This window comes from Acidobacteriota bacterium, from assembly GCA_040754075.1.
GTDB lineage: Bacteria > Acidobacteriota > Blastocatellia > UBA7656 > UBA7656 > JBFMDH01.
Genome location: JBFMDH010000032.1, coordinates 53,473 through 67,797 on the forward strand (window position 1 = coordinate 53,473; position 14,325 = coordinate 67,797).

11 protein-coding genes are annotated in these 14,325 nt (G+C 49.6%); 7 read left to right on the forward strand and 4 right to left on the reverse strand.

The genetic code is table 11. The annotated features are described in order from the left end of the window. Positions 1-10: 10 nt before the first annotated feature. The 3 genes from AB1757_25530 to AB1757_25540 all read right to left on the reverse strand — a co-directional run bounded on the left by AB1757_25530 (position 11) and on the right by AB1757_25540 (position 2,126). Positions 11-382 (reverse strand): hypothetical protein, encoded by a 372-nt coding sequence (locus tag AB1757_25530; protein MEW6130421.1) that lies wholly within the window; start codon positions 380-382, stop codon positions 11-13. A gap of 10 nt (positions 383-392) precedes the next feature. Next, entirely contained in the window at positions 393-1,760 is a 1,368-nt protein-coding gene (locus AB1757_25535; GenBank protein MEW6130422.1) for an acyclic terpene utilization AtuA family protein, read from the reverse strand. Positions 1,761-1,889: 129 nt separating this feature from the next. After that, positions 1,890-2,126, reverse strand: a complete 237-nt coding sequence (locus AB1757_25540; GenBank protein ID MEW6130423.1) for a CDGSH iron-sulfur domain-containing protein — start codon at positions 2,124-2,126, stop codon at positions 1,890-1,892. Positions 2,127-2,296: 170 nt separating this feature from the next. Here AB1757_25540 and AB1757_25545 point away from each other — a divergent pair, with 170 nt between their 5' ends. The 3 genes from AB1757_25545 to AB1757_25555 all read left to right on the forward strand — a co-directional run bounded on the left by AB1757_25545 (position 2,297) and on the right by AB1757_25555 (position 5,295). Continuing rightward, entirely contained in the window at positions 2,297-4,372 is a 2,076-nt protein-coding gene (locus AB1757_25545) for a S9 family peptidase (GenBank protein ID MEW6130424.1), read from the forward strand. Between the two features lie 147 nt (positions 4,373-4,519). Then, a complete protein-coding gene (locus tag AB1757_25550) occupies positions 4,520-4,798 on the forward strand; it encodes a hypothetical protein (protein MEW6130425.1) in 279 nt (92 codons plus the stop codon). Further along, positions 4,795-5,295 (forward strand): PIN domain-containing protein, encoded by a 501-nt coding sequence (locus tag AB1757_25555; GenBank protein MEW6130426.1) that lies wholly within the window; start codon positions 4,795-4,797, stop codon positions 5,293-5,295. Before AB1757_25550 ends, AB1757_25555 begins: the two co-directional genes overlap by 4 nt. A gap of 14 nt (positions 5,296-5,309) precedes the next feature. On the opposite strand, the gene AB1757_25560 is transcribed toward AB1757_25555, so the two are convergent. Then, the gene (locus AB1757_25560) at positions 5,310-6,323 is read right to left on the reverse strand and encodes a tetratricopeptide repeat protein (protein ID MEW6130427.1); all 1,014 of its coding nucleotides are present in this window, start codon (positions 6,321-6,323) and stop codon (positions 5,310-5,312) included. A 174-nt stretch (positions 6,324-6,497) separates the two neighbouring features. On the opposite strand from AB1757_25560, the gene AB1757_25565 reads away from it, so the two are divergent. The 4 genes from AB1757_25565 to AB1757_25580 all read left to right on the forward strand — a co-directional run bounded on the left by AB1757_25565 (position 6,498) and on the right by AB1757_25580 (position 14,314). Continuing rightward, positions 6,498-8,693, forward strand: coding sequence for a transferrin receptor-like dimerization domain-containing protein (locus AB1757_25565; protein MEW6130428.1), 2,196 nt, complete (start codon positions 6,498-6,500; stop codon positions 8,691-8,693). 103 nt (positions 8,694-8,796) lie between these two features. After that, entirely contained in the window at positions 8,797-10,899 is a 2,103-nt protein-coding gene (locus AB1757_25570) for a prolyl oligopeptidase family serine peptidase (GenBank protein MEW6130429.1), read from the forward strand. 771 nt (positions 10,900-11,670) lie between these two features. Further along, the gene (locus AB1757_25575) at positions 11,671-13,791 is read left to right on the forward strand and encodes a S8 family peptidase (protein MEW6130430.1); all 2,121 of its coding nucleotides are present in this window, start codon (positions 11,671-11,673) and stop codon (positions 13,789-13,791) included. A 202-nt stretch (positions 13,792-13,993) separates the two neighbouring features. After that, positions 13,994-14,314 (forward strand): hypothetical protein, encoded by a 321-nt coding sequence (locus AB1757_25580; GenBank protein MEW6130431.1) that lies wholly within the window; start codon positions 13,994-13,996, stop codon positions 14,312-14,314. The last annotated feature ends 11 nt before the right edge of the window (positions 14,315-14,325 follow it).

The following is a 14,325-nucleotide window of genomic DNA, read 5'->3' on the forward strand; positions in this document are numbered from 1 at the left end:
ATCCTTACCTTTAATCTTTGTTCCACCGCAAGCGAGTATCCATTGCCTTTGTGGAGTAAAAATATTCGAGGGCGTTTTTGCCGGTTTCGTATGAAGTCGTCCAACTGGAAGGATAAAAATCCACCTGACCATTTGATAAAACAAACTTCATCAACTCACTTTCACTCGTTCTTTGGTTACGAATTGTAAAGCCTGAATCACCCTCAAATCTCAAATACATCAAAAAACATTTATGCTTATTTTTAAGACAACAGAGCGACATGCCTTCAGGTGCCGTAATCCATATCTCGCAAAATTCTTCATCGCTCATTAGTGAAAGTGAGCGATGAAGAAATTCACGAGACACATCTTTGTACTGTTTACCATTTAAAGAAAGCATCATCTCTATTCGGTTATCCCTCAACCACCGAAATTTCCGGTGTCACCTCGGATTTCGGAATCAGCGCGGGCCAGTAAGCGATAATCTCTTCGGTTTTTGGACGCCCGCCCGCAAAGCCTGTAACCGTCGGGGGTCCATTTAGCACCAGCGGCGCAATCTCGCGGCTGAATCGTTCAATCGCCGTTTTATCCTGACCTCTGACGCCAACGCGAAATTGCACTTCGGGAATGTCGCTTGACGGCGTACCCGAAAGCGCCAATCCGTGACAGGCATCGACGCCGACAAATTCGGTCATCACCGTATCAAATTTGAGTCCGAGCCGGTCTAACCGCTCACGTAAAATCCGGTCTGCCGCCTGCGCTTTTAAATAGGCATCAGGCCAACCGTAAACCAGTGAGCCGACCGCTTTCCAACCGGCGCTATAGCTGATACTGACCTTATAAAATTCGGTCGCGGGTTTGCCTTTGATGCCTGAAAAGCGCACACGATTTTCGCCCGCCTGTTCCAGATGAATAGTCGTGAAATCGGCAATGCCATCGGGCGTGATATAAGCCGTTGGGTCGCCCATCTCGTAAAGCAATTGCTCTTTGATGGATTGAATGGTGATGCGTCCGCCGGTGCCTTCATGTTTGGTAATCACAAAAGCGCCGTCGCCCGAAGTTTCAATAATCGGATAGCCAATGTCGGCTAAATGAGGAATGGTTTGCCAGTCATAAAAACAGTTGCCGCCGGTGCATTGCGCGCCGCATTCGACGGTGTGCCCGGCGATGGTTCCCATTGCCAGATTATTCCAATCGTCTGCTGCCCAACCGAATTCATGAATGAGCGGGCCAAGCGCCAGTCCGGTATCGGTGACGCGACCGCAGACGACGATTTGTGCGCCTTGATTTAAAGCTTCGGCAACCGGACGCCCGCCGAAATAGACATTGGCGCTTTGCACGCGCGAACGAATCTCAGAGAGCGGTTCGCCGGTTTCCATATTCCTGAGTTCGACGCCGCGCGCCAGATAATCATCGAGTTTATGCATGATGTCATCGCCATCAACGATGCCAATGTTGATGCGACCGGTAAATCCTGTGCGCCGCGCCACCTCAATCAACGCATCACGACACGCGGGATTATTGACGCCTCCGGCATTGGCGACGACTTTGATTTTATGTTCAACCAGGTCTGGAAGGATGTGCTCAATCATCGCCACGAAATCGCGCGCATAACCGCTTTTCGGGTCGCGTGCGCGTTGTTTCTGCATGATTGACATGGTGATTTCAGCCAGATAATCGAGGGTTAAATAATCAACGTGCCCACGCCGCACCTGTTCGACCGGCGCTTCCAGCGAATCACCCCAGAACCCTTGTCCGTTTGCTATTCTTATGGTTTTCATTTCTCATCCCGAAGGCAAAAGGCGAAAGGCAATCGCAAAAGGCAAAAGTTTTTCGCCTTTAACTTCTACCTTTCAGCTTTTACCCAATTGATTTCATTTTACTTTTTGCCTTTTGCCTTTTGCCTTGTATTAAGCCTGCGGTTTTGGCGGCAAATCGCGCGCTTCGATGGCTGAATCAAATCCGACTCTGCCGTGAGTGCCGTCGCAAAACGGTTTATTATTCGAGTGTCCGCAACGGCAAAGCCCGACAACCGTGCGTCCGCCAAGTCCGAAAGTATTACCCGCTGCGTCTTTGATAACGATATTTTCGCCACTGATAACCAAAGGCCCGTTATTTTTACAGGTGATTTCCGTGTTATCACTCATTCAATCTGCTCTCCTTGATGATGATTTCAACCGCACCATAGCGCGGAGGCTGATTTTAACTCACGCGCTGGCATTGTCGAAAGCGGTTGTGCTAAAACTGGTCTTCAAGTTCGGATAGCCAAAATTCGATTGCAGTTTTCCAACTTCACTCAGCCTTTCAAGGAGACTCTATGAAGCGCGTGATTATCAGCTTGCTCATTATCGCGTTGACCGCTGTTGCTGCCGTCACCGCCCAGACGTCAACCGATTACAAACCGTTTACGATTAACCAACTCATCAACATCCGTCGCGTTGCTGACCCGCAACTGTCGCCCGACGGCAACTGGATTGCCTATACCATCACCGACACGGACAAAACCGCCAATCGCCGCGCCACCAGGATGTATCTGATTTCGATAAAAGGCGGCGAATCACCAACCCTGTTAAACGGTGAAACGGCAAGTCAACCGCGCTGGTCGCCCGATGGCTCCAAACTCGCTTTCATTTCCACAAAGAGCGGCGCGCCACAAATCTGGACGCTCGATATGGCGACCAAAAAAGCCACACAGGTTTCCAACATCGCGCTTGGCGCAGACAACCCGATCTGGTCGCCCGATGGCAAAATGCTTGCCTTCACATCTGATGTCTACCCGGATTGCGCCGACAATGATTGCAATGCCAAACGCGATGAAGCCGCATCCAAGAGCAAGGTCAAAGCCAAGATTGCCGACAAACTTTTATTTCGTCACTGGACTTTCTGGAAAGAAGGCAAACGCGCGCATATTTTCATCGTCGCCAGCGAAGGCGGCGCGGCGCGCGATATGACGCCGGGCGATTTCGATGCGCCGCCGTTCAGTTTGGGCGGTCCCACAGACTATGCCTTTTCGCCCGATTCCAAAGAGTTGGTGTTTGCCCGCAACACCGATAAAGACGAGGCGCTTTCGACCAACAGCGATTTATTCATCGTGCCGGTTGAAGGCGGCGAAGCCAAACGCCTCACCGGCGCGAACCTTGGCGCAGACCTTTCGCCGCAGTATTCACCCGACGGCAAATACATCGCCTATCGTTCGCAGGCGCGCGCGACTTTTGAAGCAGACCGCTGGCGGTTAGTGCTCTATGAACGCGAAACCGGCAGGAGCCGCGCCATCTCGAGTTCGATTGATAATTCCGTCGAGAGTTTTGCTTTTTCACCCGACAGCAAAAAAATCTACGCCGTGGTGCTCGAACGCGGCGGGCAGCCGGTTTACGAACTCTCGCCCGATAATGTCTCTGTGAAAAAAATCATTCCGCAGGGAATGAATGATGATTTGAAAGTCAGCGCCGATGGCAAGATGGTTGTTTTCACGCGCAACAGCGCGACGCGCCCCGTAGAAATTTTTCGCGCCAATGCCGATGGCACAAGCCCTGTGCAAGTCACCCGCATCAACGAAGAAACCATGTCGCAATACGGTTTGCGCGCTGCGGAAGAAATCAGTTGGGAAGGCGCGAATAAAGCCAAGGTCTATGGCTATATCGTCAAGCCTGCAAATTTCGACCCCGCGAAAAAATATCCGCTCGTCGTCTTGATTCACGGCGGACCACAAGGCGCATGGAATAACGCCTGGAGTTATCGCTGGAATCCGCAGGTGTTTGCCTCGGCGGGTTATGTGGTGTTTATGCCGAATCCGCGCGGTTCGACAGGTTACGGACAAAACTTTACCGATGAAATTTCCGGCGACTGGGGCGGCAAAGTATTTACAGACTTAACCAACGGCGTCGCCAGCGTGACGCTTGCGCCTTACATTGACAAAGAGCGTATCGGCGCGGCGGGCGGCAGTTATGGCGGTTATATGGTCAACTGGATTTTGGGACACAATGACGACCCGCGCTTTAAATTCAAAGCCCTGGTTTCGCACGCAGGGGTTTTCAACTTAACCAGTATGTACGGCGCAACCGAAGAGTTGTGGTTCACGGATTGGGAATTCAAAGGTCGCCCGTGGACCAACCCGCAGATGTATGACAAATGGTCGCCGCATAAATTCGCCGCGAAATTCAACACCCCGACGCTCGTGGTTCACGGTGAATTGGATTACCGCGTGCCGGTCACCGAAGGCTTGCAGTTATTTACCGCTTTGCAACTGCAAAACGTGCCGTCGCGGTTGTTGTACTACCCGGACGAAGGTCATTGGATTTTGAAACCACAAAACTCCGAGCTTTGGTATGACACGGTCTTAGGGTGGTTCGAGACTTATTTGAAAGCCCCGGCTCAGGAAAAAGCCGGACAATAGAAAAGTTAAAAGGTAAAAGTAAAAAGGCAAAACCGGAGCGCAAGCATTTACCTGCGATGAAGCCGTTTTTAGAAAAGAAATCCTTGAAACTAAAAACCGCTTCATCCACAATCAAACTCGCACAGAGATTTTTAAAGCGAGGTTGTTATGATTGGTGTAAAAGAAGCCGTAAGTATTGCCTTAGATAACTTGTCAGATTTTTATAGCACCGCTAAAGATCAGTTCAAAGATATTTTACTTGAGGAAGTCGAATTATCGGATGACAAAAAATATTGGCGTATAACGATAGGATTCACGCGTCCTGTTGAAGCAGCCAACATCTTAGATGTTGCGCTTCGTTCTAAAAGTTATGAGAGGGACTATAAGACGTTTGAGATTGAGGCTGATAGCGGAACCGTTCGTTCGATGAAAATAAGGAAGGTATGATTGAGTGGATTAAAAATTTGATTTCTCGCTATGTTGAGAAAGGAATTTTAATTGATACCAATGTTCTTTTACTCTATTTCATCGGACGCTGCGACCCTAATCAGATTTCTAAATTTAAACGTACCCGCCAATTTGTAATCGAGGACTATGAACTCTTAATAGACTTACTTCACTCCTTCAAAAAAATTATTACTACGCCAAATATTTTGACTGAAGTTAGCAATCTTTCAGGACAACTCGGCGAGCCTTTCAAAACTGAATTCTTCACTCATTTCGTGAGCGAGATTTCAACTCTTGAGGAGCACTACGTTGCCAGCCAGGAAGCGATTAAAATCGAGGAATTCGTCAAAGTAGGTCTCACCGATTCCTGCATATTCGATTTGTCGAAAGATAAATACCTTGTCCTGACTGATGATTTCAAGCTATCGCAATACCTACAAAAGAAAAGTATAGATGTGATTAACTTCAACCACATTCGTCCGCTTGGTTGGACATGATTTTGCTTTTACCTTTATCCTTCGCTTAAAACTTTCAATAATTCTTTGGCGCGGGCGGTTTCTTCACTTGCTGGCGTACTCTCAATGAAAATTTTCAATTCATTGATTGCGCCTTCGCGGTCAGCGTTTTTCATATGCACCTGCGCCAGGTAAAAATGACCGATGGAAAATTCTTTGCCGCCCATTGACATTGCCAGGTTCAACTCGCGCCCGGCGGTTTCCAGTTCATCGGTTTCAACGGCGGCTATGCCTAAATATAAATGCACGGCTGCCGAACTGCTATCAATCGTGAGCGCCTGTTGCAGGTGGTCTATCGCAATCAGATATTTTTTCTGTTTGATGAGCGCGATGCCTAAATTCAATTGCGGGTTGAAGGCTTTCGGGTTGAGTTCAATCGCCGCTTCAAACTGTTCAATGGCTTCATCAATTTTTTTCAATTTCAAATACTGTGAACCCAAATCATTGCGCGCGGTAAGGTATGCCGGATAAATGGCAATGGCTTTTTGGTAATGTTCGACAGCCCCTTCGAGATTGCCTTGGGTAACCAGTTTGGTTGCAGCGTTATATTCTTTGCGCGCCGCTTCGGGAATGTTGACATCAACTTCGGCTGCGGAAATAACTTTGCCTTTCGAGGCGTTGGCATTGACTTTTTCGCGCAAATGCACAACCACCATAGCGCGCATGCCGCGCAACAACAACACCTGTTCAACTGCCGGTTCATAAAGCTTGTTGTCGCCGATGGCTTCGATGGTGTAATTGCCGGGCGCAAGATTCGGAAAGACAAAATTCCCACTATTATCGGTAAACAAATCCATGCCTTCATCGCGCAGATTCGATAGCCGAATGCGAACGCTGTTGCTAACCGGATGCCCCGAAGGCAAAACCACTCTGCCGGTAATCGCCCCTGTGCCACCTCCTGAGCGTCCAGTGTTGGTGATAGGAACGGTGGTTTCAGGAGATTGCGCCTGAACGATTGAACTCAAACACAGAAGCAAACCGAGAGCAAAAAATCGAGAAGCAGTTTTCATACAGCACCTCATTTCAATGAAGAAGTAGTGCGGTCAATATACCACCACTGGGCTTTCCTATAAAACCAGACCGCAAGGGTTGGCAGGCGTGCGCCCTTTCACAAGGATTGGCAGGCGACGTTGCGCCCTTTCACACCCGCCCGATATACTTGCCGTCCACATCAGGAGGAAATCATGCGCCAATTATCGAATAAAAAAATCACCAACGGGTTTTTCGTTATTATTCTTGTCATCAACTTCATCTTACCCGCTGTTTCAGCACAACAAAGCGGGAAAACCCTGCGCGGCTTTACCGCTGAAAACGCCAAAGCGCAGACGAACTGGGAAGAAAAAATGCGCGCCATTCCGAAACCGGAAACCTTGCGCGACAACATGAAACGGCTTTCCGCCGAACCGCATCACATCGGCTCGGCTTATGGCAAACAAAACGCCGAATGGATGCGCGACCAGTTTCGTTCGTGGGGATTCAAAGCCGAACTCGAAGAATTCGATGTGCTCTTTCCCACGCCAGTTGAGCGCGTTCTGGAAATGGTTGCGCCCACAAAATTCACCGCCCAACTGAAAGAGCCGGTTTTAGCCGAAGACCCCGATTCGTCGGACGCCAATCAATTGCCAACCTACAATGCCTATTCCGCAGACGGCGATGTCACCGGCGAATTGGTTTACGTTAATTATGGCGTGCCCGCAGACTATGACGAACTGGCGAAGATGGGCGTTGATGTCAAAGGCAAAATCGTCATTGCGCGATATGGGGCAAGCTGGCGCGGCATCAAACCGAAAGTTGCTTATGAACACGGCGCAATCGGTTGTTTGATTTATTCAGACCCGAAGGACGATGGTTATTATCAAGGCGATGTTTATCCGCAAGGTCCATATCGCCCTGATGTCGGTGTGCAACGCGGTTCGGTGATGGATATGCCGATTCATCCGGGCGACCCGCTCACCCCAAACATCGGCGCGACCAAAAATGCCGAACGTTTAAAACGCGAAGACGCCGAAGTGATTATGAAAATTCCAGTGCTGCCGATTTCTTACGGCGATGCGCTGCCGCTACTGAAATCGCTTGCGGGACGAGTCGCTCCTGAAAGTTGGCGCGGCGCGTTGCCGATTACTTATCACGTCGGACCCGGCGCAACCAAAATTCATTTGAAACTCAAATTTGACTGGTCAATCAAAACGCTTTATAACGTGGTCGCAAAAATCGAAGGCAACGCTTACCCGGACGAATGGATTGTTTACGGCAATCATCACGATGCCTGGGTGAATGGCGCGGACGACCCGGTGAGTGGCATGTCAACCGTGCTTGAAGTCGGGCGGTCATTCGGCGAATTGCTCAAGCAAGGGTGGCGACCGAAACGCACAATTATTATTTGCGGATGGGACGGCGAAGAACCTGCTCTGCTTGGTTCAACCGAGTGGGTCGAGCATCATGCCGCGGAACTCGCGCAAAAGTGTGTTGCCTATTTGAATTCCGACAGCACCAGCAAAGGCACGCTCGGCGCGGGCGGTTCGCATACGCTTGAACGTTTGATTAATGAAGTGGCGCGCGATGTCACGCAACCGCGTGCGAGTAAAAGCGTATTGGAAGCGATGCGCGAGCAACGTTCACGAATGGCGCGCAACGATGACGACCGAAAAGAATTGAGCAGCCGTCAGGATTTGCGTATCAGCGCGCTCGGTTCGGGTTCCGATTACACGCCGTTCATTCAACATCTGGGCATCGCGTCGATGAATACGGGATTTGGCGGCGAAGCGGGCGGCGGCATCTATCATTCGATTTACGATACCTTCACCTGGTATACGCGATTTTCCGATGGCACGTTTGAATATGGACGGGGGTTGGCGCAATTTAATGGCACGTTGCTTATGCGGCTTGCCAGCGCCGATGTCTTGCCGTTTGAGTTTACCAATCTGGCAGATACCGTCACCCGTTACGCGAATGAATTAGAAACCCTGGCGGCGAGAACGAGTGCCACGAAGCCTGTGAATTTTGCGCCGCTCAAATCGGCAATCGCCAACCTCACGGAAAAAGCCAAAGCTTACGAAGCGGCTTTGCAGAAAGCCAGCGCCGCAAATTTCGCTGCGGTCAAAGATGCCAGAGCGTTAAATCAATTGCTCTATCAATCGGAAAGGAAACTAACCAATGAGCAGGGGTTGCCGCGTCGCCCGTGGTTCCGGCATCAGTTGTACGCGCCGGGCTTTTATACGGGCTACGGTGTGAAAACCATTCCCGGCGTGCGCGAAGCTCTGGAAGAGAAAAAGTGGAACGAAATCGAACCGCAAATGAAAAATGTCAGCGCCGCGTTGCAATGGCTGACTGCACAGTTGGACGCGGCGACCAAATTGCTCGAAGGCAAGGAGCGACCGTAAGCGTCGTTTTCAAAATTAAACTGAAAAGAAATCCAGCATGAAAACCGCAGAGAAATCCTCTGCGGTTCAAAAGCCTTGAGAAAATTTCAAAGGAGGCAACACTATGCGAAATAGATTTTTACATTTCATCACCCTCGTTTTGCTCTGTTTGATGTTACAGATGAGTTTTATCGCCACTGCACAGGAACACAAAATGTACCCGAAGACTCGTGTTGATAATGTCACGGAAACCATTCACGGCGTCACCCTCACAGACCCTTATCGCTGGCTCGAAGACCAGGACGCGCCGGAAACCCGCGCCTGGCTCAACGAGCAAATCGCTTACACCAATTCGCTGCTGAATGCCCGACCCGAACGCGAAGCCATCAAAGCGCGTCTCGAAAAACTTTTTAAAATCGATACTCAGGGGGTGCCGACCGAAAGAGGCGGACGTTACTTTTTCTCGAAACGTCGCGCCGACCAGAATCAATCGGTCATCTATATGCGCAAAGGGCAGACGGGCAAAGATGAAGTTCTGCTTGACCCCAACGGCGCAAGCGCCGATAACACCATCTCCTATTCGCTGCTCGATATTTCCGAAGACGGCAAACTGATGATCTATGGCATACGTCAGGGCGGCAAAGACGAAGTGACCGTAAAGGTCATGGATGTCGATACCCGCAAGGATTTGTCCGATATGCTTGAAGAGAGCCGTTATTTCGGGGTTTCGATGAAACCCGATAAGAGCGGATTCTATTATTCGCAGTTCGGCAAAAAAGGTCCAAGGGTTTTTTATCACCGGATGGGAACCGACAGTAAACAGGATACAAAAATTTTCGGCGATGGTTATGATCAAGGTTACATCATCGGCGCGGGGCTTTCCGAAGACGGACGCTACTTGCTCATCAATGTCTTTTACGGTTCGGCGGCTGACAAAGTCGAAGTCTGGGTGCAAAACCTTGCCGAAGGCGGCGAAATCAAACCCATTATCAAAGATATGAAAGGCAGTTTTGCGCCGACTATTGCCGGTGACAAGATGTATGTGCAAACCAACTGGAAAGCGCCGAATTATCGCTTGCTTGAAATTGATTTGCACAAGCCCGATAGAGACAACTGGAAAGTCGTCATTACCGAACAGCCATTTGTAATGAACGGGTTTTCGATGGTCGGCGGAAAATTGTTCGTCAATTATTTGGAGAATGTTTCTTCGCGTTTGAAAGTCTATGAGCCGACGGGAAAATTCATCAAAGAGATTCGCTTTCCGGCTATCGGCTCATCCAGCGGCATGATTGGTGATTGGGCGAAATCGGAAGCCTTTTATACCTTCAATTCATTCGCGCAACCGACAACGATTTATCGCTATGATGTGAAAACCGGAAGACAAACGGTGTTTGCGAAAATCAAAGTGCCGGTCAACAGCGCGATGATTGCTGTCAAACAGGTGTGGTATGCCTCAAAAGACGGCACACGGGTTCCGATGTTTTTGATTTACAAAAAAGGCTTGCAACTCGATGGCAACCGTCCGGTTTATTTGACCGGATATGGCGGATTCAATGTCAGCCTCAGCCCAAGTTTTTCGGCGCTGGCGGCTTATTGGGCAGAGATGGGCGGCGTATACGCGGTTCCCAATTTGCGCGGCGGCAGTGAATTTGGCGAGAAGTGGCACAAAGCCGGAATGCTCGAAAATAAACAAAACGTCTTTGACGATTTTATCGCGGCGGCTGAATGGTTGATTCAAAACAAATATACCAATTCATCGAAGCTGGCGATTTCGGGCGGTTCAAATGGCGGACTACTGGTCGGCGCGGCGATGACCCAACGACCCGATTTGTATCAAGCGGTGATTTGCGCGGTGCCGCTGCTGGATATGATTCGCTATCAGAATTTTTTAGTGGCGCGATTCTGGGTTCCCGAATACGGTTCGTCGGAAGACGCGCAACAGTTCAAATACATTTTGAAATACTCGCCCTATCACAATGTCAAAAAAGGTGTGAAGTATCCCGCAGTGATGTTTACCACCGGTGACAGTGACACGCGGGTTGCGCCGCTGCACGCCAGAAAAATGGCAGCATTGATGCAATCGTCAACCGGCGGCGATAAACCGATTCTTCTGCATTACGATACCAAAGCCGGACATTCGGGGGGGCTCCCTGTAACTAAACAGATTGAAGATGCTGCCGATAACCTGACGTTTTTATTCTGGCAACTTGGCATCGTGACAAAGTAATTAAACGATTGTTGAACGCAATCAAACCGAAGAAGGATGCTTGGAAGAAAATCAAGCTGGATTCTTTCAAGCATCCTTCAAATTTTATGAATGAAAAATAGCAATACTTTTCAAGAGTAAATATTTACTAATCCATATTCGGGTTTGCTTTCCGATAGACGCTTCCTGCGGCATCCTGCCTTGACCAGCATTCATTTAAAACTTGGTAATTCGCAAGCCTTTGAAGCGGAATGGCGGATTGGAAAAAATGCCGGCGGTTGATTTTCCCAGTCATTTTAATTGAACTCAGTCAGCCAGGAAATTCATTTTGACTTTGGTTGCTGACAACTTTGCGAAGGCAGCATAACAAACAGCAAAAGATTCAAATGGAAATAGCAGAGTTAGGTGATTCATCAATTACTTCTTTTCTCTGGAACAACGGTTGCTCTTCCCAGTTTTGTTGATTCTTTAAAATTGCAGAAGTTTTGCAATGCTTCACAAGGTGGATTCAATCTTCATACTAAAGTCGCTATCCCTCCCAGCCACTTTTAGAAGCTGCTGAAGGGTTTATTCATCCAGGGTAGTCGGGTTTCAAGGTTTGGAAAGACCCCGCTAAATCGGGTCGAATAACATTTCAATCAATAAATCGAATCAGGGTTTTAAAGCTCACTGGATATCGGTGTCTCTAGGGGTATTTTCATATCAATGGAACATTGGGATGTCACCCTGGCACGACTTTACCCGCAATAACTTTTTGCTTTTCATTCATCATGGCCACGTGAGGTATTGTTCATGAAAAAGAGAGCAAACCTGGTCTTCAAGACTATTGTCACCACCTTTATCATCGGCATTTTTGCCTTTGAACTGACACCAAAACTTTTTTCGGCGCAGCGTGCCGAGTTAGCGTCCGCGCATCTACAGCAACGCAATTTTGAACCCCTCAACGCCATTCATAAAATCGCTCCCGACATCGAAGAAGCTATCGAAAAAGTTTCGCGCAAATTAAAAACCGATAAACGTGAGCGCGTCATCGTGCAATTGCGAAGCGTCACGCCGCTTAATCATCAACTCGCCGATCAGGTGAGCGCAGAGGTTCGCGATGAAATGTTTGCCACGGAAAGGCGAGCCAATCAAATGCGCGCCGCTTCACTAACCGCAAAAATTCAAACGCTTGCCGGGCGTGTGCATAAATCGTTTAATCGCCTGGGACTCATTGCTGCGGAATTGCCGCTATCGAAAATTCGTGAACTCGAAAGTGACCCGGAAATCGCTTATATCAGTCCCGACCGCCCGTTGGAATTTTTAGGTCATCTGGAAATCACAACCGGCGCAGCGCAGGCGCGGTCTGTCGTCAGCGGAACCACTTTGACCGGGCGCGGCGTCGGCATCGCCGTCATTGATAGCGGCATCAATGCCTATCATCGGTCGCTGACGGCGAGCGGTTTTGTCACTTCAAATTTGAGCGTGTTGAATTCCGAAAGCGGAACTTCCGATGTGGTGCCGGTGGCGCGGTCGTTTACAGCAAGCAGCGCCTCTGCTTATGACATTTATGGACACGGCACCCATGTCGCTTCGCTGATCATCGGCAAATCCGATTTTTCCAACGGCTATTACACAGGTATTGCGCCGGATGCCAAACTCATCAACCTGAGAGTTTTGGATGATAACGGGCAGGGAATCGCCAGCGGGTTGATTGCGGCGCTCGACTGGTGCATCGCCAATCAAGCGACCTACAACATTCGGGTGATCAATTTGAGTTTGGGCACTGCGCCAACTGATAGTTATCGCACCGACCCGCTATGTCTGGCGGCGCGTCGGGCTTTCAACGCAGGCATTGTGGTGGTCGCCGCCGCTGGCAATTACGGGAAAGATTCGCAAGGCGGAAAAGTTTATGGGGCGATTCATTCACCGGGCATTGACCCCTCGGTTATCACCGTCGGCGCATCGAACACGCTGGGAACCGATGGGCGTTCGGATGACGGGGTAGCATCGTTTAGTTCGCGGGGACCGACGCGAGGATTTTATACGGACTCGGCGGGCGTCAAACATTATGACAATTTAATCAAACCCGATTTGGTTGCGCCCGGTAACCGGTTGATTGCGGCACAGGCTTTAGGCAAACCTTCAGGCGGATTGCTCAGCACGCTTAAAAATACTTTGGTCAATCAATATCCCTCGTTGAAAGTTGCCAGCAACTCAACCATCACGGCGCTGGGCGGATTGATTACCTATCAATACCCTATCGGCACTATGTATTTGAGCGGCACCTCGATGTCTGCGCCTGTGGTGTCGGGGGCTGCGGCTTTAATGTTACAAGCCAACCCTTACCTCACACCGAGTCTGGTGAAAGCGATTTTAATGTACACGGCGCAACCGATTCGCGGGTTCAATACGCTGGAACAGGGCGCTGGACAATTGAACATTGATGGCGCTGTGCGCATTGCTTGTCTGGTGAAAACCAACCTGAGCGATTTAACCAACGGTGCGGCGATGTTAAATAGCGCCTTACCCAACCCGCAAGCCAGTAGCATTGTCGGAGAGACCTGTTACTGGGGACAGGGCGTGATTACGGATTATTGTTTTCTGTACGGCAGCGAATTGATGACCCAATGGCAGGGCGTTTATGCGAGCGGAACGCTGTTGGCGGATGGCACGGAAATCAGTGGTGATAACATCACCCGCGCCGATGGACTGACAACCAGCGGCGTGCAAAACAGCGACGGGGTGATGACTGCAAGCGGCACTCTGCTTGCCGATGGAACCTTGCTCGCAAGCGGCACTCTGCTTGCCGATGGAACCTTGCTCGCAGACGGCACTTTGCTTGCTGATGGCACGTTGTTAGCGGATGGCAAACCGAGCGCCGCGACGGCGATTCTCGGCGAAAATACCACCTCGATGCGACCCGCGCCATAAATTGACCAATCTACTCAGCGTTTTTATGGAGGTCTGGCAATAAACCAGACCTCTTTTGATTTACCATCTCTCAGGTGATTTTTTTCAACAGGCGCGAGATACAAAAAAGTTTAGTATCATCCCGCTGTTTGAAATTTCCTTAGCCAAAAAAAATTCGCCATCAGGGAATTCAGGAATTCTCAATTTAAAAGGCGGTTCTGCAATGTGGATGAAACTCTTTGTCATCGCTTCCGTCACCATGATTGTCGCGCTTGCCATCGGCTTTCTCGGCGGCATCTTTCTGTTGATTGCGCTTAACGGATTCAGCGAATCGCGCGCCACGCCAATTCTTATCACGTACATCATTATCGCTTTGCTGGGGACGCTCACCTTATCCACGCTTGTGAGTTGGGGCTTCGCCAAAAGGTTAGCCGATGCAACGCCGATTTCATTTGGCGGCGTGTTGAGTGTTAATCTGATTTCTCTGCTGGGCATTTTGCTTGTCGGCGCAGCATCCATTTCCATCTGGTTAAAATTAAAATGAATAGGTGAAGA

Excerpts from the sequence above, each read along its gene's own strand:
- AB1757_25530 (MEW6130421.1), bottom strand. The coding sequence starts at position 382 with ATGATGCTTTCTTTAAATGGTAAACAGTACAAAGATGTGTCTCGTGAA.
- AB1757_25535 (MEW6130422.1), bottom strand. The coding sequence starts at position 1,760 with ATGAAAACCATAAGAATAGCAAACGGACAAGGGTTCTGGGGTGATTCG.
- AB1757_25540 (MEW6130423.1), bottom strand. The coding sequence starts at position 2,126 with ATGAGTGATAACACGGAAATCACCTGTAAAAATAACGGGCCTTTGGTT.
- AB1757_25545 (MEW6130424.1), top strand. The coding sequence starts at position 2,297 with ATGAAGCGCGTGATTATCAGCTTGCTCATTATCGCGTTGACCGCTGTT.
- AB1757_25550 (MEW6130425.1), top strand. The coding sequence starts at position 4,520 with ATGATTGGTGTAAAAGAAGCCGTAAGTATTGCCTTAGATAACTTGTCA.
- AB1757_25555 (MEW6130426.1), top strand. The coding sequence starts at position 4,795 with ATGATTGAGTGGATTAAAAATTTGATTTCTCGCTATGTTGAGAAAGGA.
- AB1757_25560 (MEW6130427.1), bottom strand. The coding sequence starts at position 6,323 with ATGAAAACTGCTTCTCGATTTTTTGCTCTCGGTTTGCTTCTGTGTTTG.
- AB1757_25565 (MEW6130428.1), top strand. The coding sequence starts at position 6,498 with ATGCGCCAATTATCGAATAAAAAAATCACCAACGGGTTTTTCGTTATT.
- AB1757_25570 (MEW6130429.1), top strand. The coding sequence starts at position 8,797 with ATGCGAAATAGATTTTTACATTTCATCACCCTCGTTTTGCTCTGTTTG.
- AB1757_25575 (MEW6130430.1), top strand. The coding sequence starts at position 11,671 with ATGAAAAAGAGAGCAAACCTGGTCTTCAAGACTATTGTCACCACCTTT.
- AB1757_25580 (MEW6130431.1), top strand. The coding sequence starts at position 13,994 with ATGTGGATGAAACTCTTTGTCATCGCTTCCGTCACCATGATTGTCGCG.